22 protein-coding genes and 1 pseudogene are annotated in these 22,104 nt (G+C 71.2%); 12 read left to right on the top strand and 11 right to left on the bottom strand.

Annotated features, from left to right (window positions below; genetic code table 11):
- Nucleotides 1-6 precede the first annotated feature (6 nt).
- The 3 genes from IE178_RS23120 to IE178_RS23110 form a co-directional block, all read right to left on the bottom strand.
- Nucleotides 7-1,359 (bottom strand): DUF2637 domain-containing protein, encoded by a 1,353-nt coding sequence (locus IE178_RS23120; RefSeq protein WP_193513661.1) that lies wholly within the window; start codon nucleotides 1,357-1,359, stop codon nucleotides 7-9.
- A gap of 115 nt (nucleotides 1,360-1,474) precedes the next feature.
- Complete coding sequence (locus IE178_RS23115; RefSeq protein WP_193513618.1) at nucleotides 1,475-2,335, bottom strand: DUF3558 family protein; 861 nt, start codon at nucleotides 2,333-2,335, stop codon at nucleotides 1,475-1,477.
- 118 nt (nucleotides 2,336-2,453) lie between these two features.
- Nucleotides 2,454-3,299 carry a DUF3558 domain-containing protein gene (locus IE178_RS23110; RefSeq protein ID WP_193513617.1) on the bottom strand — a complete coding sequence of 282 codons (846 nt, stop codon included), beginning with the start codon at nucleotides 3,297-3,299 and terminating at the stop codon, nucleotides 2,454-2,456.
- A gap of 215 nt (nucleotides 3,300-3,514) precedes the next feature.
- Between IE178_RS23110 and IE178_RS23105 the strand changes: the two genes are divergently transcribed.
- Complete coding sequence (locus IE178_RS23105; RefSeq protein WP_193513616.1) at nucleotides 3,515-4,708, top strand: RtcB family protein; 1,194 nt, start codon at nucleotides 3,515-3,517, stop codon at nucleotides 4,706-4,708.
- Nucleotides 4,709-4,844: 136 nt separating this feature from the next.
- On the opposite strand, the gene IE178_RS23100 is transcribed toward IE178_RS23105, so the two are convergent.
- Both IE178_RS23100 and IE178_RS23095 read right to left on the bottom strand, forming a co-directional pair.
- Nucleotides 4,845-4,997, bottom strand: coding sequence for a hypothetical protein (locus IE178_RS23100; RefSeq protein ID WP_184760849.1), 153 nt, complete (start codon nucleotides 4,995-4,997; stop codon nucleotides 4,845-4,847).
- Nucleotides 4,997-5,773, bottom strand: coding sequence for an SDR family NAD(P)-dependent oxidoreductase (locus tag IE178_RS23095; RefSeq protein ID WP_193513615.1), 777 nt, complete (start codon nucleotides 5,771-5,773; stop codon nucleotides 4,997-4,999). Before IE178_RS23095 ends, IE178_RS23100 begins: the two co-directional genes overlap by 1 nt.
- Before the next feature lie 206 nt (nucleotides 5,774-5,979).
- Between IE178_RS23095 and IE178_RS23090 the strand changes: the two genes are divergently transcribed.
- Nucleotides 5,980-6,414, top strand: coding sequence for an ester cyclase (locus IE178_RS23090; RefSeq protein WP_184760851.1), 435 nt, complete (start codon nucleotides 5,980-5,982; stop codon nucleotides 6,412-6,414).
- Between the two features lie 23 nt (nucleotides 6,415-6,437).
- On the opposite strand, the gene IE178_RS23085 is transcribed toward IE178_RS23090, so the two are convergent.
- Entirely contained in the window at nucleotides 6,438-6,773 is a 336-nt protein-coding gene (locus tag IE178_RS23085; protein WP_184760852.1) for a YnfA family protein, read from the bottom strand.
- A 148-nt stretch (nucleotides 6,774-6,921) separates the two neighbouring features.
- Between IE178_RS23085 and IE178_RS23080 the strand changes: the two genes are divergently transcribed.
- The 6 genes from IE178_RS23080 (at nucleotide 6,922) to IE178_RS23055 (ending at nucleotide 12,627) form a co-directional block, all read left to right on the top strand.
- Nucleotides 6,922-7,395 (top strand): MarR family winged helix-turn-helix transcriptional regulator, encoded by a 474-nt coding sequence (locus IE178_RS23080; RefSeq protein ID WP_193513614.1) that lies wholly within the window; start codon nucleotides 6,922-6,924, stop codon nucleotides 7,393-7,395.
- Nucleotides 7,396-7,677: 282 nt separating this feature from the next.
- Complete coding sequence (locus IE178_RS23075) at nucleotides 7,678-8,772, top strand: LLM class flavin-dependent oxidoreductase (protein ID WP_193513613.1); 1,095 nt, start codon at nucleotides 7,678-7,680, stop codon at nucleotides 8,770-8,772.
- Entirely contained in the window at nucleotides 8,769-9,395 is a 627-nt protein-coding gene (locus tag IE178_RS23070; protein ID WP_184760855.1) for an FMN reductase, read from the top strand. The genes IE178_RS23075 and IE178_RS23070 overlap by 4 nt, the downstream gene beginning before the upstream one ends.
- A 73-nt stretch (nucleotides 9,396-9,468) precedes the next feature.
- A complete protein-coding gene (locus tag IE178_RS23065; RefSeq protein ID WP_184760856.1) occupies nucleotides 9,469-10,194 on the top strand; it encodes a response regulator transcription factor in 726 nt (241 codons plus the stop codon).
- Nucleotides 10,195-11,676 carry a HAMP domain-containing sensor histidine kinase gene (locus tag IE178_RS23060; RefSeq protein WP_373301200.1) on the top strand — a complete coding sequence of 494 codons (1,482 nt, stop codon included), beginning with the start codon at nucleotides 10,195-10,197 and terminating at the stop codon, nucleotides 11,674-11,676.
- A gap of 243 nt (nucleotides 11,677-11,919) precedes the next feature.
- Nucleotides 11,920-12,627 (top strand): AAA family ATPase, encoded by a 708-nt coding sequence (locus tag IE178_RS23055; protein WP_193513612.1) that lies wholly within the window; start codon nucleotides 11,920-11,922, stop codon nucleotides 12,625-12,627.
- A gap of 38 nt (nucleotides 12,628-12,665) precedes the next feature.
- Here the strand turns inward: IE178_RS23055 and IE178_RS23050 are convergent, their stop codons facing one another.
- The 3 genes from IE178_RS23050 to IE178_RS23040 form a co-directional block, all read right to left on the bottom strand.
- Complete coding sequence (locus tag IE178_RS23050; RefSeq protein ID WP_193513611.1) at nucleotides 12,666-13,289, bottom strand: VOC family protein; 624 nt, start codon at nucleotides 13,287-13,289, stop codon at nucleotides 12,666-12,668.
- A gap of 125 nt (nucleotides 13,290-13,414) precedes the next feature.
- The gene (locus IE178_RS23045; protein ID WP_193513610.1) at nucleotides 13,415-15,667 is read right to left on the bottom strand and encodes a heavy metal translocating P-type ATPase; all 2,253 of its coding nucleotides are present in this window, start codon (nucleotides 15,665-15,667) and stop codon (nucleotides 13,415-13,417) included.
- A gap of 203 nt (nucleotides 15,668-15,870) precedes the next feature.
- Nucleotides 15,871-16,428, bottom strand: a complete 558-nt coding sequence (locus IE178_RS23040; RefSeq protein WP_438874411.1) for a DUF4396 domain-containing protein — start codon at nucleotides 16,426-16,428, stop codon at nucleotides 15,871-15,873.
- A gap of 234 nt (nucleotides 16,429-16,662) precedes the next feature.
- On the opposite strand from IE178_RS23040, the gene IE178_RS23035 reads away from it, so the two are divergent.
- The 3 genes from IE178_RS23035 to IE178_RS23025 all read left to right on the top strand — a co-directional run bounded on the left by IE178_RS23035 (nucleotide 16,663) and on the right by IE178_RS23025 (nucleotide 19,534).
- Entirely contained in the window at nucleotides 16,663-17,100 is a 438-nt protein-coding gene (locus tag IE178_RS23035) for an SPW repeat domain-containing protein (protein ID WP_193513663.1), read from the top strand.
- 350 nt (nucleotides 17,101-17,450) lie between these two features.
- Nucleotides 17,451-19,163, top strand: a complete 1,713-nt coding sequence (ctaD, locus tag IE178_RS23030) for an aa3-type cytochrome oxidase subunit I (RefSeq protein ID WP_193513609.1) — start codon at nucleotides 17,451-17,453, stop codon at nucleotides 19,161-19,163.
- Nucleotides 19,160-19,534: a hypothetical protein gene (locus IE178_RS23025; protein WP_193513608.1), complete on the top strand. Its 375-nt coding sequence runs from the start codon at nucleotides 19,160-19,162 to the stop codon at nucleotides 19,532-19,534. Before ctaD ends, IE178_RS23025 begins: the two co-directional genes overlap by 4 nt.
- On the opposite strand, the gene IE178_RS23020 is transcribed toward IE178_RS23025, so the two are convergent.
- Together IE178_RS23020 and IE178_RS36160 are read right to left on the bottom strand one after the other, a co-directional pair.
- Nucleotides 19,531-20,484 (bottom strand): IS481 family transposase, encoded by a 954-nt coding sequence (locus IE178_RS23020; protein ID WP_193513607.1) that lies wholly within the window; start codon nucleotides 20,482-20,484, stop codon nucleotides 19,531-19,533. The two genes, IE178_RS23025 and IE178_RS23020, sit on opposite strands and share 4 nt — an antisense overlap.
- Nucleotides 20,485-20,606: 122 nt before the next feature.
- The gene (locus tag IE178_RS36160) at nucleotides 20,607-20,864 is read right to left on the bottom strand and encodes a hypothetical protein (protein ID WP_318280198.1); all 258 of its coding nucleotides are present in this window, start codon (nucleotides 20,862-20,864) and stop codon (nucleotides 20,607-20,609) included.
- A 179-nt stretch (nucleotides 20,865-21,043) separates the two neighbouring features.
- On the opposite strand from IE178_RS36160, the pseudogene IE178_RS23010 reads away from it, so the two are divergent.
- Nucleotides 21,044-22,093 (top strand): annotated as a pseudogene (locus tag IE178_RS23010) (tyrosine-type recombinase/integrase); the annotation flags it as partial.
- Between the last annotated feature and the right edge of the window lie 11 nt (nucleotides 22,094-22,104).

Below are 22,104 nucleotides of genomic sequence, written 5' to 3'. Positions count from 1 at the left end.
CCGGCTCTACGCGATGTGGTCCTCTTCCAGTTCCGCGTTGAAGCGGTTCGTGAAGCGGGTGACCAGGCGCTTGGTCTCCTCCGGCGGGAGCGTGAGGCTGAACTCCGCCTCGACGTTGTCGCCGAACTCCCGGGGCGTCGGGTAGCTGCCGTTGATCGACTTCTTGAAGACCTGGTAGTACGCCTCCTCGTCCGGGTCGGCGACCGGGGTGCCGCCGCCTTCGCCGAGCTCGCGGGTGCGGCCGGGGGTCACCGGGATGGGGAAGCTGCCGGTCTCCTCCGGAGAGGGTTCCGGGACGGGGGGTTCTTCCTCGAACTGGTCCTGGTACTGCTCGGCCTGCTGCTGCTCCGCGTACCAGCGGGCGTACTCCTCGTCCGGGTCATAGGTCGGGTCGTAGCCGCCGTGGTACTCGACCGACTGCGGGTCGCGGGCGTGCAGCCAGGGATTGGCGGCCGGGTCGTCCTGGTGACCGGGGTGGGGGTGGCCCTCGAGTTCCCGCTGCTGCTCGCCGGGGTGAGCTGCCGTGCCCACCCGTGCCGTCCCGGCGGCACGACTGTCCGCGGCCAGGTCGGCGGGGCCGCCCGCGGCCGCGTCGGCGGGGCCGGCCGGGGCTATCGCCGTGTGGCTGCCCGTTGCCAGGGCCGCGGTGGGGGTGCCTTTGGTCAGGTCGGTGGGGGACGGGGGGAGGAGGGCCGGTTCTATGCCGGCCGCTGCCAGGCCCGCGGGGGCCGTTTCGGCGAGGGGGACGCCGTACTTGGCCAGGCGCAGCGGCATGAGGGCCTCCACCGGGGCCTTGCGGCGCCAGGAACGGCCGAAGCGGGAGCGGAGGCGGGCCTGGTAGACCAGGCGCTCCTGCTCCAGCTTGATCACCTGCTCGTAGGAGCGCAGCTCCCACAGCTTCATCCGGCGCCACAGCAGGAAGGTCGGGACCGGCGACAGCATCCAGCGGGTGAGGCGGACGCCCTCCATGTGCTTGTCGGCGGTGATGTCGGCGATCCGCCCGATCGCGTGCCGGGCCGCCTCCACCGAGACCACGAACAGCACCGGGATCACACCGTGCATGCCCACCCCGAGCGGGTCGGGCCACGCCGCCGCGCCGTTGAAGGCGATCGTCGCCGCCGTCAGCAGCCACGCCGTCTGCCGCAGCAGCGGGAACGGGATACGGATCCAGGTCAGCAGCAGATCCAGGGCCAGCAGTACGCAGATACCGGCGTCGATGCCGATCGGGAAGACGTAGCTGAAGTTCCCGAAGCCCTTCTGCAGGGCCAGTTCACGGACAGCCGCGTACGAACCGGCGAAGCCGATCCCGGCGATGATGACGGCACCGGTGACGACAACGCCGATGAGAACCCGGTGCATACGTGTCAGCTGCAGTGGCGCGGCCACCCGTACTCCCCTCCCAGTGCGTGTTGTTGCGCACCACAGAGTGGCACATGTGTGCGGGGGACGGGTGGCCGGTCCGGTCCTGCGGGGGTCAGGCCTTGCCGGAGGCGGGCTTCGAAGCCGACGCCGAGGCCGACTGGGAAGCCGACGTGGAGGGCGACGTGGACGGGGAACCGCTCGCCGCCGCCGCGCCGTTGGCCTCCGTCACCGACGCGACGGCCTCCTTGGCCGCCTTCTGCGCGTCCTTCACCAGGTCGTCGGCGTCCGGCGTCTTGTCACCGGCGAGGCCGGCGCCGTTGTAGTCGAGGGTGACGACCACGTTCTCGACGCGTGCGACGACCGTCTGCTGCTTGAAGGTGCCTTCCTTCTTCTTCAGGTCGTACCGCACCACCATGGCCTCGTCACCGGTGCCGGTCAGCGGCTCCGTCCTGGTGCCCTTCGCGCCCTCGGCCGACTGTGCGTCCCGCACCTGCTTGTCGTAGTACTCCTTGGCCAGCTCGTCGCCCGGGCCACGGGTGGTGTCCGAGTCGAAGCGCAGCAGCGACACGTTCAGCCAGCGGAACTGGGAGCCCTTCACACCGTTGTTGTCCAGGCTGTTCCAGGAGCAGTTGGCGCGGGTGGAGATGTCGTCCGAGTTGCCCTCCTTGCCCGCCTTCGCCTTCGGCGCCAAGTCCTCCAGGGTCTTCTTGGACAGCACCGCGCACGGCTCCGGGAGCTTCTTGTACGCCGCCGCCCGCACGGTCGGGGACGGGCTCGCGGACTGCGACGCGGAGGCGTCGGCGCCCTTGTCCTTGCCGTCGTCGGAGCCGGAGTCCGAGGAGCAGCCGGAGGCGATCAGCATCACGGGGACGGCGGCCGCGCAGACAAGGACGCGGTGGAGGCGCTTCGCTCGCTGGTCTCGCGGATCTCGCGGGTCTCGCTGTGCTCGTCGCTGCATGGTTCCTTCACTCATGACGCTCGTGTTCCCTGTGGTCGGAACGGGTCCGAGGGGTCACGGTACGCGTTGAGCCGCGCGTGTGGTCTTCCTTCGCGCACGGTGCGCAGGGCGGTGAAGGGGCTGTGAACGGTGCTCAGCCGCCCAGCGCATCGGCCAGCTCCGAGGCCAGCTTCCGGGCCCTGTCCTGCAATTCCTTGCTGTCCGGGACGGCGCCGACGGTCACCGGCTGCTCCGCGTACTCGATCGTCACGATCACGTTGGACGTGCGGAACGCCACAGTCACCGTGCGCTGCTTCGCGGTCGAACCGGAGCTGTTCAGCTCGTCGTCGAGGAACGCCTCGTCACCGAGGTCCTCCAGGATGCGGGGCTGGAGGTCGGACGCACCGGCGGGGGGTGAGGAGGCCCCGGACGAGGGCGAGTCGGAGGCCGAGGAGGAGGTCGAGGGCGAGGAGGAGGCCGAGGCGGAGGGCGACGAACTCGCGTTCGCGGAAGGGCCGGTGGAGGGAGAGCCGGACTCCGTGACCGTCGGCTCCGGGAGTTGCGCCGCCGCCTGCTTCGTCGCGAAGAGCTGTTCGGCCTGGGCGTCGTCGCTGACGGCGTTGTCGTAGGAGACGATCCGTTCGAAGTCGACCAGCAGATGGTCGGTCGCCTCCGCCGACTCCACCTTCCAGCGGCAGCCCACCTTGCGGTCGGTGTCGTAGGTGAGGGTCGCCTCGCCCGCGTACGCGTCCTCGCGCTGCGTCTCGTCGGCCATCTCCTGGACGCCGGGCAGGAGTTCGCCGAGCGTCCGGTCGTCGACCGCGCCGCAGGGCTCGGGGAGGGTGGCGTACTTGCCGGGCTGGGCGGCCTGGGTCGCCGTACCGGCACTTCCCGGGTTGGAGTTGTCCGACGGGCCGCCGTCGTCCGAGCTGCCGGTGCAGCCGGTCAGCACGGCCGCCAGGAGCGCGGCGACGCCGGATACGTACGCCTTCCGCTGCACGGTCGGGCTCCTCTCGACGGTGGGTGCGGGCCGGTGCCCGCCGGGTCTCCCCAGTGTCCCCGCTGGTTAATCGCTTGCCGCAGGGGGGCGCCCCCCGCAGACAATGTGTATCGCACGCACTGCCGTGGACGCCGGTCCGTCATCCCTTTTCGTCGACCTTGGCGCCGGTTTTGCGATTCAGGACTTCTGCTGGCTTTCGGGGGAATGGAGACGTTATGTCGTACGTGGAGCTGCCGGGTGCGAAGGTGCCGATCCGTCTGTGGACGGACCCGGCGACGGTGGAGGAGGGCGCCCTCCAGCAGCTGCGGAACGTCGCCACCCTGCCGTGGATCAAGGGCCTGGCCGTGATGCCGGACGTGCACTACGGCAAGGGCGCGACGGTCGGGTCGGTCATCGCGATGCGCGGTGCGGTGTGCCCGGCGGCGGTGGGGGTCGACATCGGCTGCGGGATGTCGGCGGTGAGGACGTCCCTGACGGCGAACGACCTCCCCGGTGATCTCTCGCGGCTGCGGTCCAAGATCGAGCAGGCGATTCCGGTCGGGCGGGGCATGCACGGCGACCCCGTCGACCCGGGCCGGCTGCACGCCTTCCCGACCGGCGGCTGGGACGACTTCTGGGCGCGGTTCGGCGGGGTGGCGGACGCGGTCAAGTTCCGCGCGGAGCGCGCCACCAAGCAGATGGGGACGCTGGGCGGCGGAAACCATTTCGTAGAAGTATGTACGGATACATCCGGTTCCGTGTGGCTCATGCTGCACTCCGGTTCCCGCAACATCGGCAAGGAACTCGCCGAGCACCACATCGGCGTGGCCCAGAAGCTCCCGCACAACCAGGGCCTGGTCGACCGCGACCTCGCCGTCTTCGTCGCGGACACCCCGCAGATGGCGGCGTACCGCAACGACCTGTTCTGGGCGCAGGAGTACGCGAAGTACAACCGCTCGATCATGATGGCGCTCCTGAAGGACGTGATCCGCAAGGAGTTCAAGAAGGCCGGGCCGACCTTCGAGCCGGAGATCAGCGCCCACCACAACTACGTGGCCGAGGAGCGCTACGAGGGCATGGACCTGCTGGTGACCCGGAAGGGCGCGATCCGGGCGGGTTCCGGCGAGTACGGGATCATCCCCGGGTCCATGGGCACGGGTTCGTACATCGTCAAGGGCCTCGGAAACGCCAAGTCCTTCAACTCGGCGTCACACGGCGCCGGTCGGCGGATGAGCCGCAACGCGGCGAAGCGGCGCTTCTCGACGAAGGACCTGGAGGAGCAGACGCGGGGCGTGGAGTGCCGTAAGGACTCCGGCGTCGTGGACGAGATACCGGGCGCTTACAAGCCGATCGAGCAGGTCATCGACCAGCAGCGGGACCTCGTGGAGGTCGTCGCGAAGCTGAAGCAGGTCGTCTGTGTGAAGGGCTGACTCAACGGGGCCCCGGGATACCGGGGCCCCTGGGCCGTACGAGGTCCCGCGCCCGCACGCAGCCGTGGGGTCAGCCCTGCGGCTCCTGCGGCTCGACGTCGGGGCATGGACGGCTTCGTGGCCGCCCGGGTGACCGCTACTTCGCGTGGGTCACCGCGTAGATCATCACGAACGCCACGATGTGGATGCCGAAGAGGAAGTAGGCGAGGTAGTACCAGACGTAGCGTTCGCGTTTCTTCTCCAGGGCCAGGCGGCGCCGGTCGGCCGCCTCGGCGTCCGGGTCGGGCATCACGCCTCCCTGTGGATCTTGCTGTTGGACGCCTGTGCGCGCGGGCGGACGACCAGCAGGTCGATGTTGACGTGGGGCGGGCGGGTCACCGCCCAGGCGATGGTGTCGGCCACGTCGTCCGCGGTGAGGGGTTCGGCCACGCCCTGGTACACCTTGGCGGCCTTCTCCGTGTCGCCGCCGAAGCGGGTGAGGGCGAACTCCTCCGTCCTGACCATGCCGGGCGCGATCTCGATGACGCGCACCGGGCGGCCGACGATCTCCAGGCGCAGGGTCTCGGCGAGGACGTGCTCGGCGTGCTTGGCGGCGACATAGCCCGCGCCGCCCTCGTAGGTGGCGTGGCCGGCGGTGGAGGAGACGACCACGACCGTGCCGTCACCGCTCGCGTCGAGCTTGGGCAGCAGGGCCTGGGTGATGTTGAGGGTGCCGAGGACGTTCGTCTCGTACATCGTGCGCCAGTCGTCCGGGTCGCCGGTGGCGACCGGGTCGGCGCCGAGTGCGCCACCGGCGTTGTTGACGAGGACGCCGACGGTCTTGAAGGCGGTGGCGAACTCGTCGACGGCCGCGCGGTCGGTGACGTCGAGCGGGTACGCGGCGGCCGAGTGGCCGGCCGCGGTGAGCTCCTCGGCGAGCGCCTCGATGCGGTCCTTGCGGCGGGCGGTGAGGACGACGCGGTACCCGGCCTCGGCGAGCCGGCGGGCCGTGGCGGCGCCGATCCCGCTGCTCGCACCCGTGACGACGGCGATACGGGACGCGGCGGACGGTGCGGCGGTGGCCATGGACTGCTCCTCGGGCGACGGTGCGGACATGCGCTACGGACATGCGCTACGGACGGGCGGTGCGGGCGGGCGGTGCGGGCGGTCCGGCCCGTTCGCTCGTGGCCGGGACTGCCCGGCCAGCATAGGCGGGCCCGGCCGGGCGGCGGCGGGGGCGGTGCCCCGGTGGGAGAATGGGACGGGGGGTCCTGCGGGGCAGGAGGTGGATCATGGGAGAGGCGCGCGAGGTCATGGACCGGCTCACCGAGGCGGTCACCACGACCCCGGATCTGAGGGTCGTGGCGGAGTTGTACGCGCAGAACGCCGTCGCCTACACGCCCGAGGCCGGGGAGCTGCACGGGCGGGACGAGATCGTCGAGTACTGGCGGCAGATCAAGACGGCCGTGCCCGACGCCCGGTACGAGTCGCTGCACACGTTCGAGGTCGGCAGCACCGCGATCGACGAGGGGTACTTCAGTGGCAGGAACACCGGTCCGTCGCAGTCGCCGGACGGTCGGTCCGTACCGGCGACGGGGAAGGAGATCAGGATCCGCGGGGTGGATCTCGCCACGGTCGAGGACGGCAGGATCGTCAGCTATCGGCTCTACTTCGACCAGTTGGCCTTCCTCGAGCAACTGGGGCTGCTCTCCGAGACCGTGGCCTGAGGCCCCTGAGGCCCCTGAGGCCGTCAGCCGTTGCGCGGGGCCCACATGATCACGGCCATGCCGGCGAGGCAGACCAGCGCGCCGGTGATGTCGTACCGGTCCGGGCGGTAGCCGTCGGCGACCACGCCCCACAGGATCGAACCGGCGACGAAGATGCCGCCGTACGCGGCGAGGACGCGGCCGAAGTGGGCGTCGGGCTGGAAGGTGGCGACGAATCCGTAGGCGCCGAGGGCGAGGACGCCGCCGGCCGCCCACATCCAGCCGCGGTGTTCGCGTATGCCCTGCCAGACCAGCCAGGCGCCGCCGATCTCCAGCACGGCGGCGAGGACGAACAGGGCGGCGGAGCGGAGGATCAGCATGCGTGCAGCCTCGCACGCGTCCGCCGCCCCCCGGCACGTCACCTGATGGACGGCGCCTGCGCCGGGCGGGGCCGGGGATACATCCACCCGTGGCCCGCCCGGGCCGGGGATGCGTCCACCCGTGGCGGACGGACGAGGAGGAGCGGGGATGTCGGCGAGCACGCGGGAGCGGCTGATGGCGGAGCTGGCCGTGGTGTCCCGGCGGTACATGGCCTCGTACGCCCTGTTCAACCAGGCCCTCGCCGACCATCTGGGCCTGCACCCCACCGATCTGCAGTGTCTGAACCTGCTGACGCTGGAGGGCGGCCCGGTGACCACCGGGCGGATCGCGGAGCTGACGGGGCTGACGACCGGGTCGGCGACGCGGCTGGTGGACCGGCTGGAGCGGGCGGGCTATGTGGTCCGGGAGCAGGACGCGGACGACCGGCGGCTGGTGCTGGTGGCGACGGTGCCGGAGAAGGCCGCCGAGTTTGGGCGGGTGTGGGACCGGGCCGGCGGCGGCTGGGTCGCGCTCTTCGACGACCTGGACGACTCTCAACTCGCCCTGTTCATCGACCACATGCGGCGTACGACGGAGTTCGGCGCGCAGCAGACCGCCCGTCTGCGGGCGGGTGCTGTCTAGGGCCTGTCCGGGCAGTCTCGGCGTCGTAGCGCTCGCGGGCCCCCGCGGAAAGGGCGCTGACGGCAGGCCGCCCCTCTTGTCGCTGATGCGGTCCGGGGGCTGGTGGCTGGGGCGGCTCCGGAAGAACGCGTCGTACGCGAAGTGCGTCTGTTCGCGCCGCCGGGCCGCCGTCATGGTCTCGGGGTGGGGGACCGGGGGTGCCCCGGGGTGGGGAATAGGGGGGAGCGGGGAGTCGTTCCAGGGGTATGGTTGAACCGTCAACAACCTGGAGGGTGAGCGACCATGCAGTTCGGGATCTTCAGCGTCGGGGATGTCACGCCCGACCCGACCACGGGGCGTACGCCGACCGAGCGTGAGCGGATCAAGGCCATGGTCGCCATCGCGCTGAAGGCCGAGGAGGTCGGCCTGGACGTCTTCGCGACCGGGGAGCACCACAACCCGCCGTTCGTGCCGTCGTCGCCGACCACCATGCTCGGCTACATAGCGGCGCGCACCGAGCGGCTGGTCCTGTCGACCTCCACCACCCTGATCACCACCAACGACCCGGTGAAGATCGCCGAGGACTTCGCGATGCTCCAGCACCTGGCCGACGGCCGGGTGGACCTGATGATGGGGCGCGGGAACACCGGTCCGGTCTATCCCTGGTTCGGGCAGGACGTCCGTCAGGGCATCAACCTGGCGGTGGAGAACTACGCGCTCCTGCACCGGCTGTGGCGCGAGGACGTCGTCGACTGGGAGGGGAAGTTCCGCACCCCGCTGCAGGGCTTCACCTCCACGCCCCGCCCGCTGGACGGCGTACCGCCGTTCGTCTGGCACGGGTCGATCCGCTCGCCGGAGATCGCCGAGCAGGCCGCGTACTACGGCGACGGCTTCTTCCACAACAACATCTTCTGGCCGGCCGACCACACCAAGCGCATGGTCGAGCTGTACCGGGCCCGCTACGCCCACTACGGGCACGGCACCCCCGAGCAGGCGATCGTCGGACTCGGCGGGCAGGTGTTCATGCGGAAGAACTCGCAGGACGCGGTGCGCGAGTTCCGGCCGTACTTCGACGTCGCGCCGGTCTACGGGCACGGGCCGTCGCTGGAGGAGTTCACCGAGCAGACCCCGCTGACCGTGGGCTCCCCGCAGCAGGTCATCGAGAAGACGCTGGCCTTCCGCGAGTACGCCGGTGACTACCAGCGCCAGCTGTTCCTGATGGACCACGCCGGCCTGCCCCTGAAGACCGTGCTGGAGCAGCTCGACCTGCTCGGCGAGGAGGTCGTGCCGGTGCTGCGCGAGGAGTTCGCCAAGGGGCGGCCGGCCGGCGTGCCGGACGCGCCGAGCCACAGCTCGCTGCTGGCCACCGCCAAGGAGAAGGAAGGGGCGCGGGCATGAAGATCGTCCTCGTGTCCGCCGGACTGAGCGTGCCGTCCTCCACCCGGCTGCTCGGTGACCGGCTGGCCGCCGCAGCCGCCCCGGCCGCGACCGCTCCGGAACCCGCCCCGGCCGACGTCCAGGTGATCGAACTGCGCGACCTCGCCGTGGAGATCGCGCACACCTTCACCAACGGCTTCCCGGGGCGGGCGCTGGCCGACGCGTTCGACGCGGTGGCCGGCGCCGACGGGCTGATCGTGGTCACGCCGGTGTTCTCGGCGTCGTACAGCGGGCTGTTCAAGTCGTTCTTCGACGCGCTGAGCGTCACCGACCCCGACGCCCTCGCGGGCAAGCCGGTGCTGACCGCCGCGACCGGCGGCACCGCCCGGCACTCCCTCGTCCTGGACCACGCGCTGCGTCCCCTCTTCTCGTACCTCAAGGCCGTCGTCGTCCCCACCGGCGTCTACGCCGCCTCCGAGGACTGGGGCGCCGAGGGACTCAACGGGCGCATCGAGCGCGCGGCCGGGGAACTGGCGGCGCTCATGGCCGGGCTGTCCACGTCCCGCCCGCTGCCCAGGCGGGACTCCTTCGAGGAGGTCGTGCCGTTCGAGGAGCGGCTCGCCGCACTGCGGCCCACCGGGTGAGAGCAGAGTAAGAAGCGGGCCCCGGTGCCGGGCGCCGGGGCCGGGGGACGGGGGCGGTTGGCAGACTGGGGGCGTGCCGCACACCGTTCTGCTCGCCGAAGACGACCGCGCCATCCGCAACGCGCTGGAGCGCGCCCTCACCCTGGAGGGCTACCGGGTGACGGCCGTCGCCGACGGCGTCGAGGCCCTCGCGCAGGCCCATCGCAGCCGGCCGGACGTGCTGGTGCTGGACGTGATGATGCCCGGCATCGACGGGCTCCAGGTGTGCCGGGTACTGCGCGCCGAGGGCGACCGCACCCCCGTGCTGATGCTGACCGCGCTGGTGGAGACCGCCGACCGGATCGCCGGACTGGACGCGGGCGCCGACGACTATGTCGTCAAGCCGTTCGACGTCGAGGAGGTCTTCGCCCGGCTGCGGGCCCTGCTGCGCAGGGCGGCCCCGCCCGAGCCGGCCCCGGCGCCCGCGCCCACGGAGGAGGCGAGGCCGGGGACGCCCGGGCGGTTCGTCGAGGCGGCCGGGCTGCGCATGGACCCGCAGGCGCGCCGGGCCTGGCGGGGCGGGCGGGAACTGGAACTGACCCGTACCGAGTTCGAACTGCTGGAGCTGCTGATCCGCAACGCGGGCGTCGTCCTGGAACACTCCACCATCTACGACCGCATCTGGGGCTACGACTTCGGCCCCGGCTCCAAGAACCTCGCCGTCTACGTCGGCTATCTGCGCCGCAAGCTGGACGAGCCCGGTGCGCCGCAGCTGATCCACACGGTGCGCGGCGTGGGTTACGTGCTGCGGGAGGGCTGAGTGTCCCAGGGCGCCGTCCCGGGCGGCTCGGGGCGTGCGCACGGGCGGCCGGTCCCGCGTCGGCGGCTGCGGCTGCTGTCGCTGGGCACCACGTTCGCGGTGGCGTTCGCGGCCGTGACCGCCACCGTCACCGTCCTGGTCGGCATCCTGTCGTACAGCGCGGCGGCCCGGCTGGTGCGGGTCGACCAGCTCTCCGTGTTCCACGAGGTCGTGCAGGACCTGCGGGACGAGGTGCGGGAGAACCGGATGTCGCCCCTCGACTTCTCCTCCGCCGCGCCCGGCCACGACCTGGTGCGGCCCGCGCGGACCGACGTGCAGGTACTGGGGGCGGACGGCAGCGTCTTCGACCCGGGCGACCCCGGGCTGCCGGTGGTCGCCGCCGACCGCCGGGTCGCGGGTGCCGCCACGGCCGGACGGGTGGTCGAGCACGCGGACGTCGACGTCGGCGACGACGTCTACCGCGTGGCGACCGTCGCGCTGGGCGACGGCCGGGGCGCGGTGCAGGTCGCGCAGGAGTTCAGCAACACCGAGGACCTGCTGCGGGCGCTCCAGCGGCGCACGCTGATCCTGATGGCGGCCGTGGTGGTCGGAGCCGGGCTGTTCGGCTGGTGGCTGGCCCGCCGCATCACGCGCCGTCTGGTCGTCCTCACCAACGCCGCCGAGGACGTCGCCCGCACCCGCCGGCTCGGCATCCAGGTGCCCGTCGCCGGCTACGACGAGGTGGGGCGCCTCGGCCGCGCCTTCGACCGGATGCTGGGCCGGCTCGCCCAGTCCGAGGAGGACCAGCGCCGGCTGGTCCAGGACGCCGGGCACGAGCTGCGTACGCCGCTCACCTCCTTGCGCACCAACATCTCGCTGCTGCGCCGCATCGACGAGCTTCCGCCCGGCACCCGTGAGGAACTCGTCGCCGACCTCACCCAGGAGGCCCGCGAACTGACCGACCTCGTCAACGAGCTCGTCGACCTCGCGGCCGGGCAGTCCGACACCGAGCCACCGCAGCGGGTCGACCTCGCGGACATCGCCGAGGACGTGGCGGGACTGGCCCGGCGCCGCACCGGGCGGGAGATCGTGGTGGGCGCGAGCGGCGACACCACGACCGACGGGCGGCCCGGGATGCTCACGCGGGCGCTGTCCAACCTGGTCGAGAACGCCGTCAAGTTCGACCGGGACGGCCGGTCACCCATCGAGATCCGCGTCGCGGGCCCGGCCCGGCCCGGCACGGTACGGGTGGAGGTGCGCGACCGGGGGCCCGGCATCGCCGACGACGACCTGATCCGCGTCTTCGACCGCTTCTACCGCGCCGCCGACGCCCGCTCCCTGCCCGGCTCGGGCCTCGGCCTCTCCATCGTCCGTGAGGTCGCCCTCGCCCACGGCGGGGCCCCGTACGCCTTCCGCCGCGAGGGAGGCGGGACGGTGACCGGGTTCACGGTGGGCGGCGGGACGGTGGGGACGACGGGGGCGGGTGCTCCGGTCGAGGCGTAGGGGCGGGGGCGGTGTTCCGGTCGAGGTGTGGGGGTGGGGGCGGGTGTTCCGGTCGAGGTGTGGGGGTGGGGGCGGGTGTTCCGGTCGAGGTGTGGGGGCGGGGGCGGTGTTCCGGCCGTGGCGTACGGGCCCGCCCGGCCCGCCTGTCCCGCCCGTCCCGCCTGTCCCGCGGGTCCCGCCCGGCCCGCCCGCACTCCCGCACGAGGGCCTGCCCCGAGCCGAGCGGCATGGGAGACTCGACCCGTGATCATCGAACGCGCGTACGCACACATGGGCTCGTACGACGTGGGGGAGTGGCCCTGGTCCGTCCCCTGCGTACGCGAACTCCTGAGCGACGGGCTGCGTTTCAGCGCTCCGGTGACCTTCGTCGTCGGTGAGAACGGCTCGGGCAAGTCCACCCTGGTCGAGGCCCTCGCCGAGGGCTTCGGCCTGGACCCCTGGGGCGGCTCGCACGAATGGCGCTACGCGAGCCACCGCACGAAGTCCGTGCTGGGCGAGCGCATCCGCTTCGACGCGGCCCCCCGCGGCCGCCGGATGCTCTCCTCCTGGTCCGCCCGCCAGGGCTTCTTCCTGCGCGCCGAAACGGCACTGGACGCCCTCGGCCGGGAAGGGCTCGCCCCCGACTCGCGCAGCCACGGCGAGGGTTTCCTCGCGGCGTTCCGGGACAAGTTCCTGCGCCCCGGCCTGTACGTCCTGGACGAGCCGGAAGCGGCCCTGTCCTTCTCCTCCTGCCTCGAACTGATCGGCCACCTCGACCAGTTGTCCGCCGCCGGCGCACAGATCATCTGCGCCACGCACTCCCCGCTGCTGACCGCGCTCCCCGGCGCGGACATCATCGAGGTCGGCGACCACGGCATCCGCCGCACCTCCTGGCAGGACCTCGCCCTGGTCGACCACTGGCGCCGTTACCTCGCCGACCCGGCGGCCTATCTGCGGCACGTGCTGGACTGACCCCACGCCTTCGGCCGGCACCTGTCCGCCCCGCGAGGTCAGCCCGTCGCGGCGGTGGCCTCCCAGACGAACCCGTCCGGGTCGCTGAACGGCCTGGTGGCGCCGGAGATCACGATCCGGTGCGATCCGGTCCCGTCGGCGGGGACACCGGCGACCTTGGCCAGGGCGCGGCGCTTGTAGAGGGAGAGCTTGACGGTGCCCGGCCCGGTGGCGAACTCGACGTACTTGCCGCCGAAGCTCTTGCCCACGGTGAGGCCCTGCTCGACGTAGAACTGCTTGCCGGCCTTCACGTCCTCGACGCCCAGCAGGAGCACGACCTCGTCGATCTCGCGGGTGACCGGGCCGGTGTCCTTCTTCGCCGACGTCGCGATCTGCCAGATGGTGCCGTCCGGCGCCCGGACGACGCCGCCGTAGCCCCACAGCGACTTCGCGGCGGGCTTGAGGCCGGTGGCACCGGCGTCGAGAGCGGCGCGGAAGAGCGCGTCGACGTCGCCCGGCTGGGACACCAGGAGCGACAGTGTGAAACCGCGGAAGCCGCTCGTGGGGGCCTCGGACGCACGCACGCCCACCTGCGCCGGGTCCAGCCCGAAGGCGTCGGAGTAGAAACGGGCGGCGGCCGTGGGGTCGGCCACCTCCAGGGTGACGGAGTCGATGGATTCCATGCCTTCGACGGTAGGGGCGCCCGGGGCACTTCCGCTTCTCGGAAACTGACCGGTGCGGGCCGCGGCCCGGCCCCGGAAGCAGGGGAGGGCGAGCCGGCCGGCCCTCCCCTCCCTCCGGCGGCGACTCAGCTCGCGGCCTCGAAGCCTCGCAGCCGCAGGCTGTTGCCGACGACGAAGACCGAGGAGAACGCCATCGCGGCTCCCGCGATCATCGGGTTGAGCAGTCCGGCCGCGGCGAGCGGAAGCGCGGCCACGTTGTAGGCGAAGGCCCAGAACAGGTTGGACTTGATGGTGCCCAGCGTCCTGCGGGCCAGCCGGATGGCGTCGGCGGCGGCGCGCAGGTCGCCGCGGACCAGGGTGAGGTCGCCGGCCTCGATGGCGGCGTCGGTGCCGGTGCCCATGGCCAGTCCGAGGTCGGCCTGGGCGAGCGCGGCGGCGTCGTTGACTCCGTCGCCGACCATCGCCACCGATCGGCCCTCGCCCTGGAGGCGCTTGACGACGTCGACCTTGTCCTTGGGCATGACCTCCGCGATGACCTCGTCGATACCGACCTCCGCGGCCACCGCCTCGGCGACGGCCCTGTGGTCCCCGGTGAGGAGGATCGGGGTGAGCCCCAGGGCCCGCAGCCGGGTGACGGCTTCGGCGCTGGTGTCCTTGACCGCGTCGGCGACCTCGAGGACCGCCCGGGCCTTCCCGTCCCAGGCGACCGCGACCGCGGTGCGGCCCGCGGCCTCGGCGCCGGCCTTGGCGCGCGCCAGCTCCACGGGCAGTTCCACGGCCCGTTCCCGCAGGAGCCGCTCGCGGCCGACCAGGACGGCGTGCCCGTCGACGACGCCCCGCACTCCCAGGCCGGGGACGTTGGCGAAGTCCTCCGGTACGGGCAGGGTGCCCACGCGGCCGGCGGCGCCCGCGGCCACCGCCTGGGCGATCGGGTGCTCGGAGGCATGCTCCAGGGCGCCGGCCAGCCGCAGCACCTGGTCCTCGTCGGTCCCGTCGGCGGTGTGCGCGGTGAGCAGGGTCATGCGTCCGGTGGTGACGGTGCCGGTCTTGTCGAGAACGATGGTGTCCACTCGGTGGGTGGACTCCAGGACCTCGGGCCCCTTGATGAGGATGCCGAGCTGCGCGCCGCGCCCGGTGCCGACCATCAGCGCGGTCGGGGTGGCCAGCCCCAGGGCGCAGGGGCAGGCGATGATCAGGACGGCCACGGCGGCGGTGAACGCGGCGGACAGTTCCGCGCCGTTGCCGAGCCAGAAGCCGAGGGTTCCCAGGGCCAGGGCGATGACGACCGGGACGAAGACCCCTGAGATGCGGTCGGCGAGCCGCTGCGCCCGCGCCTTCCCGTTCTGCGCGTCCTCGACCAGCTCGGCCATGCGGGCCAGCTGCGTGTCGGCGCCGACCCGGGTGGCCTCGACCACCAGCCGGCCGCCCGCGTTCACGGTCGCCCCGGTGACCGCGTCCGCGATGCCGACCTCGGCGGGGACGGACTCGCCGGTGAGCATCGACGCGTCGACGGCCGAGGTGCCCTCGACGACGGTGCCGTCGGTGGCGATCTTCTCGCCGGGACGGACGAGGAAACGGTCACCGACCTTCAGCTCACCGACCGGGATCCGCTCCTCACGGCCGCCCCGGAGCACGGTGACGTCCTTGGCGCCCAGTTCCAGCAGGGCCCTCAGCGCGGCGCCGGCCCTGCGCTTGGAGCGGGCCTCGAAGTAGCGGCCGGCGAGGATGAAGGCGGTGACTCCGGCGGCGGCCTCCAGGTAGATGTTCCCGGCGCCGTCACTGCGGGCGATGGTCAGCTCGAAGGGGTGGGTCATGCCGGGTGTGCCCGCGGTGCCGAGGAACAGCGCCCACAGCGACCACAGGAACGCCGCCGAGGTGCCGACCGAGATCAGCGTGTCCATGGTGGCGGCGCCGTGCCGGGCGTTGGTGAGGGCGGCCTTGTGGAAGGGCCAGGCGGCGTACGTCACCACAGGCGCCGCGAGGGTCAACGACAGCCACTGCCAGTACTCGAACTGCAGCGCCGGCACCATCGCCATCGCGATGACCGGGACGGCCAGCACCACGGCGGTGACCAGCCGCTCCCGCAGCGGCCGGAGCTCGTCGGCGGCCTGGGCGCTCTCCGGCCCGGACTCGGGTTCGGCGCGCGGCGGCTCGGGCTCGCGGGCCGTGTAACCGGTCGCCTCGACCGTGGCGATCAGCTCCGGGACGGACACGTCACCGGTGTAGCTGACCTTGGCCTTCTCCGTCGCGTAGTTGACGGTGGCGGTGACCCCGCCCAGCCGGTTGAGCTTCCTCTCGATCCGGGCGGCGCACGAGGCGCAGGTCATGCCGCCGATGACGAGTTCGACCTCGGCGGTGTCGGGGACCGTGGTAGCCATCACTGCTCCTCGGGCTGGTCAGGAGAAAGGGAAGAGGGAGGGGGGAGGGGGGAGGGGGGAGGGAGGGGGAAGGGTCGGCGCCCGCAGGCCGTCCGGCGTCCCCTTTATACCCCCTAGGGGTATCATTCAAGGTTTGTCGGGGTGCGTACGGCGAGGGGGCTTGGCCGCCGAAGGGCCCACCCCGCCGTGTCCTGCCGTGGAGGTCAGTGAAAGGCGTGGACCACGGCGTGGCCCTTGCCCCGCCCGATCATCCACTTGTTGACCGGCGTGGTGATCGCGAACGCCACGGCGAAGCCTCCGAGCAGTGCCGACCAGAACAGCCCGTCCGACAGGTGCGCGTCCATCGCTCCCGGCGTCAGCGCGATGATGGCGTTGTCGACCAGTTCCATCACCGCGATGGAGACGGTGTCGGCGGCCAGCGCGACCTTGACCGCGGCCTTCAGGGGAACCCCGGCGCGCACCACCGCGAAGAGGGTGAACGAGTAGCCGAAGACGAAGGCCAGGGCGATCGCGAGGATCATCGTCGGCACGTTGCCCCACAGCAGGGCGGTGCCGATGGCCATGCCGAGGATCTCGCCGATGGCGCACCCGGTGAGGCAGTGCAGCGTCGCCTTCATCGCCGTCGCCCAGGACGCGCCGTGCGCGTCACTGTCGTGGCGCCCTCCGTGCCCACCGTGACCGCTGTGGTCGCTGTGGTCGCGACCGCCCGCCGGGGCCGAGCGGCCGTGTGCGGTACCGGAGTGGTGCGCGTGGTGGTCCATGGCCTTCATCCCCATTCGACGTCCCGCGAGGACCCGCGGCGGTCCCACGACGGGAACCATATACCCCCAGGGGGTATTCCGGAAGTCGGAGTCGGCCCAGTCCGGCACGGGGTGGGGTACCACCGGCGCCCCACCCCCACTCCAGCGGACGGGAGCCGGCGGCCCCGCGGTGCCGGGCCCGGGGATTGGGTACCCGGGCGGGCGCAGCGTCCCTGCCAGACGGAGGTCGTCGACATGACAACCGCGCACGATGCGAAATCCGCCCAGTCAAGGCGCGTCCGTTCGCAGCAGTCGTTGATGGGGGCACAAAGGCAACAGATCATCGGGCTGCTGATGATCGTCAGCGCACTGCTGCTCATCGTCGCCCCATGGATCGCGGGATATCCCGACACGGCCAAGGACGCCCACCGGAATGAGCTGGGAGTCGGAGTGATCGTGCTGCTGATCGCGGCAGCGCGGTTCATCTGGTACCCCGGGAAGTGGCCGGATCTGGTCGTGTTGTTGGCCGGCGCATGGATGATCGCCGCCCCCTGGGCGCTCAGTACGCAGAAAACCGCGGTGTTCGACGGTACGCAGGTGATGGATGTGGCCGTGGGCGTCGTTCTGGTGGTGCTCGCCGGCATCTCGCTGCTGATGCTGAAGCTGTCGGAACGGCACGGCGACCGTCAGTAGACGTGTCGACGGACTGCGGCCGCTGCCGCGCCCGCTCGGTTCCGCGTCTTGCCCACGGCCTGTGAGGGCCAACCGTCCCCCGAGGGCCGTCAGGGCACTGCGGCACCACGACGTCCTCTCCCGGGCGGAAGGTCGAGGCCGGCCAGAAGGGCGGAGCTCCTCGCACATCACTCGGAGGGCTGAAACCCCTTCGGCCATTCGGCCGGGAAGACCGCTTCGGGCGGGGGCGGTGCCGCTCGGCGGGACTACTTTCCACGGGGCTGGATTACGTACTGCCCGACACGGGGCCGGAGGGGCGGGCCCACCCGCGTCCGCGGCCGTTCGTGTGCCGCTGCCGAATGAGGAACGTGATGGCGACCCACACCGAGCCGGTGGCTCCCGTCCCTGTGGCCGAGCGCCGGGGGCGGGGCCACGTGGTGGTCACCTGGCTGACCACGACCGATCACAAGAAGATCGGCCACCTGTACCTCATCACGTCGTTCGGGTTCTTCCTGATCGGCGGCCTGCTCGCGATGGCGGTCCGGGCGGAGCTGGCGCGACCGGGGCTCCAGCTGCTGTCGAGCGAGCAGTACAACCAGTCGTTCACGATGCACGGCACGATCATGCTGCTGCTGTTCGCGACGCCGACGTTCGCCGGATTCGCCAACGCGATCATGCCGTTGCAGATCGGCTCCCCGGACGTCGCCTTCCCCCGGCTGAACATGCTGTCGTACTGGCTGTTCGCCCTCGGGGGCCTCATCGTGATGTCCAGCTTCCTCACCCCGGACGGCGCCGCCGACTTCGGCTGGACCGCTTATCCCCCGCTCAGCGGCGGCGAGCGCACCACCCACGTCGGCGGCGATCTGTGGATCATGGGCCTCGCGCTGGCAGGATTCGGCACCATCCTCGGCGCGGTCAACTTCATCACCACCATCATCTGCATGCGCGCTCCCGGCATGACCATGTTCCGGATGCCGATCTTCACCTGGAACGTGCTGCTCACCTCGGTCCTCGTGCTGCTCGCCTTCCCCGTGCTGGCTGCCGCCCTGTTCGCACTGGAGGCGGACCGGAAATTCGGTGCGCACGTCTTCGACCCGGAAAACGGCGGAGCCATCCTGTGGCAGCACCTGTTCTGGTTCTTCGGCCACCCCGAGGTCTACATCCTCGCCCTGCCCTTCTTCGGCGTGATCAGCGAAATCCTCCCCGTCTTCTCCCGCAAACCGATCTTCGGCTACATGGGCCTGGTCGGCGCCACCATCGCCATCACCGGCCTGTCCGCGACCGTCTGGGCGCACCACATGTTCGCCACCGGCGCCGTGCTGCTGCCGTTCTTCTCCTTCATGAGCTTCCTCATCGCCGTCCCCACCGGAGTGAAGTTCTTCAACTGGATCGGCACGATGTGGAAGGGTTCGATCTCCTTCGAGCCCCCGATGCTGTGGGCGGTCGGCTTCCTGGTCACCTTCCTCTTCGGCGGCCTGACCGGTGTCCTCCTGGCCTCGCCGCCCGTGGACTTCCACGTCACGGACAGCTACTTCGTGGTCGCGCACTTCCACTACGTGCTCTTCGGCACGATCGTGTTCGCGATGTTCGGCGGATTCAGCTTCTGGTGGCCGAAGATGACCGGCACCATGCTCGACCACCGGCTGGAGAAGATTCACTTCTGGACACTGTTCGTCGGCTTCCACACGACCTTCCTGGTCCAGCACTGGCTCGGCGCCGAGGGCATGCCCCGCCGCTACGCCGACTACCTCGCCGCCGACGGCTTCACCGCCCTCAACGCCATCTCCTCCATCGGCGCCTTCCTCCTCGGTCTGTCCACCCTGCCCTTCCTCTACAACGTCTGGAAGACCGCCAAGGTCGGCGAGCGGATCGAGGTCAACGACCCCTGGGGGTACGGACGCTCGCTGGAATGGGCGACCTCCTGCCCGCCGCCCCGCCACAACTTCGTCACCCTGCCCCGGGTCCGGTCGGAGTCTCCCGCCTTCGACCTGCATCACCCCACGATCGCCGGCCTCGACCAGGCGGAGAACATGGGGCAGCGCGACGTCTTGGACCCCAGCGGTCAGCGGAGCGACCGGACATGACGAGCCATCACGCCCGTCGCCCTTCCCCCGACGTCGCCTCGGCCCTCGCGGCCGAGGCGGAGGGCTTCCTGCTGGCACGGTCGCACCGGGCCGCGGCGCGCCGGGAGGCGCAGACCCTGTGCGACGCACTCCCTTGGCTGACCACCGCGCAGGCGGAAGAACTGACGCGTCACTACATCAGCCACCGCATCGCCGTGTCCCGCCAGATGCTCAGCGCGACAGTGCACCGCGCCGACGAGCTGCGCCGGGAGTACGAGGCCCGGTACCAGCAGTTGCGGGGCACCCTGCTCAGACGCCATGCCGCCTGGGCGTCGGGCGTACTGGCCTGCGCCGCCGGCGTCAGTGGCGCGCTGTGTGCGTTGGCGCGCTAGGTGTATTGCCCTGTGAGGTTGGGGACGCGGCTGGCGGGTGGTTTGCCTGCGAGCGCGGTGTGTCCGCGGTGGTGATTGAAGGTGTGCGGCCACTGCGGGAACGCTTCGCGGCGCTCGGCTTCTGACCGGTAGGGGCGGGCGTAGGCCCATTCGTCGAGCAGGGTGCGGTTGAAGCGTTCGACCTTGCCGTTGGTCTGCGGGCGGTAGGGCCGGGTGCGTTTGTGGGCGATCCCGGCCGTGGTGAGCAGGTCGCGCCAGTCGCGTGAGCGGTAGCAGGAGCCGTTGTCGGTCAGGACGCGTTCGACGGTGATCCCGGCCTGGGTGAAGAACGCCTGGGCTCGGGTCCAGAAGGCGGTGGCGGTCTCCTTCTTCTCGTCGGAGAGGATCTCGCTGTAGGTGAGGCGGGAGTGGTCGTCGACGGCGGTGTGCAGGTAGCTGTAACCGGCGTTCTTGCGGTTCCTGCGGCCCGCTTGCCGGCCCAGGGCCTTGTGGCCGCCGTCGTCGGGGATGTTGCCGAGTTTTTTGACGTCGATGTGCACCAGCTCGCCGGGCCGCTCGCGTTCGTAGCGGCGGACGGCGTGGCCGGTGGCCCGGTCCAGGTGGGTGAGGCGGGCCAGGCCGAAGCGGGTCAGCACCCGGTGCACGGTCGAGGGCACCAGGTGCAGCAGGTGGGCGATGCGGGCCGGGCCCCAGCGGCGCAGGAGGCGGACCTTGATGATCCGGCGCTCGGTGCGGGTCGGGGTGCGGCGCGGGCTGGTGTGCGGACGGCAGGAACGGTCGGACGTGCCGGCCTCGTCGAACTGCCGGTAGCGTTCGGCCCAGCGCTGGGCCGTGGTCGGCGAGACCTGGAAGCGTTCCGCGACCCGGCGCAGGGGCCAGCCGTCCTCGACCACACAGCGGGCCAGACGCAGCCGTCCGGTCTCGGTCAGGGGTGCATTACGGTGGGGCACGAGGGCCTTTCTGCCGCCGGTGCAGATGTCGCAATCCACACCAGGCCAGAAGGCCCTCACCCATTTCAAGATCGATCAGCCGTGAGCCCTGTCACCGTCCACAACCTCCCGGGACAGAACAGCTAGGAGACGCGCTCGGGCGTACGGTCGAGTTCGGCCTGCAGGCGGCGTGTGATCTCGGTGAGGCGGTCTTTGCCGACGGGGTGGCCCTGGGCTCGGATCGCCGCTTCGACGTGGCGGCGGGAGATACGTCCTTGGCGGCCCAGGGGAGCGGCGCGGCCGAGAACCAGGAGCGTTGGCGTGGAAGCGCTGGGCTGCCGACCCTTGATCGGGCTGTGGGGCTGACGCGCCTCCGCCACTTCGGCCGGAGGGTTCGCCACGTCCGCGATGTCCTCCGCCACAACTTCAGGCCGTGCTTGTGCCGCGCCCTTCGAGGCATCGGCCGTGTCGCTGTTCAGAGCGGGCCGCAGCACGTTCTCGACGTGAGTGTGGCGCTGAGCACTGACCGGTTCAGTCGAGTGCCGTCCGGTGGGGTGGCGGCGTATGACGAGATCCAGGGAAGTGGCTCGACGCGAACTCGGTCGGCCCGACCACGGCCCTCCGCTACGAGGCCACCGTCCGCAACCACATCGTCGCCCACCTCGGCCTGTGTGAGCTGCGGTCCTTGAACAAGCCCTCGGTCATTCAGGGCTGGATTCGCACACTGCAGGACGGCGGCTTCGAGGTGTCGACGATCGAGGGTATCTTCGACATCCTCTCCAGCATCCTGGGCATGGCCGTGGAGGACGGGCTGCTGCCGAAGAACCCGTGCAAGTCGAAGTCGGTCAAGCTGCCGACCGCGACCAAGAAGAAGATCGTCCCTTGGTCCGTGGAGCGTGTGCGTGCCGTCATCGCCGGGTTGCCCGAGCGCTTCCAGGCCGGCGGCAAGCTCGCCTTCGGCTGCGGCCTGCGCCAAGGGGAGGTCTTCGGCTTCGCCGTCGAGGACATCGACTTCAAGGGCGGCTGGATCCACGTCAACCGGCAGGTGCGGCTCGTCGGCACGAAGCCGGTCTTCGCTCTGCCCAAGGGCAACCGGATCCGATCAGTGCCGCTGCCGGCTCAGCTGGCCACTGCCCTCAAGGCCCGTATGAGGCGGTTCCCACCGACGACGGTCACGCTCCCTTGGGCAAAGCCGGACGGCGAGCCCAAGTCCTTCCCACTCCTCTTTGCCGACGAGAAGGGCCGGGCCTACAACCGCAGCGTTTTCAACATGGGCGCTTGGAAGCGAGCCCTGGTCGCCGCCGGCGTGATCCCTCCCCGCGAGCGCGGAGCAAGGTACCTCCAGGCGGCGCCGGAGGACGGCATGCACGCCCTCCGGCACGCGTACGCCTCAGTGCTCCTGGACGCGGGGGAGAGCATCAAGGCGATCTCCGAGTACCTCGGCCACTCGGATCCCGGCTTCACGCTCCGGACGTACACGCACCTGCTGCCGTCCAGCGAGAGCCGGACCCGCAGGGCGATCGACGATGCCTTCGCAGACGCGGGTGGCAGGGGCGACCCGCCCGCCACCGAGGGCACATCAGTGGCCTCGGCCGAACCATTGTGTCCTCAATGCGCCTTGGTTGCCTGACGGCCCGACAC

This window comes from Streptomyces griseoloalbus, from assembly GCA_014650015.1.
In the GTDB taxonomy this organism is placed as follows: domain Bacteria; phylum Actinomycetota; class Actinomycetes; order Streptomycetales; family Streptomycetaceae; genus Streptomyces; species Streptomyces griseoloalbus.
The sequence above is the reverse complement of the archived record's forward strand: the minus strand, read 5'-3'. Positions and strand labels throughout refer to the sequence as shown.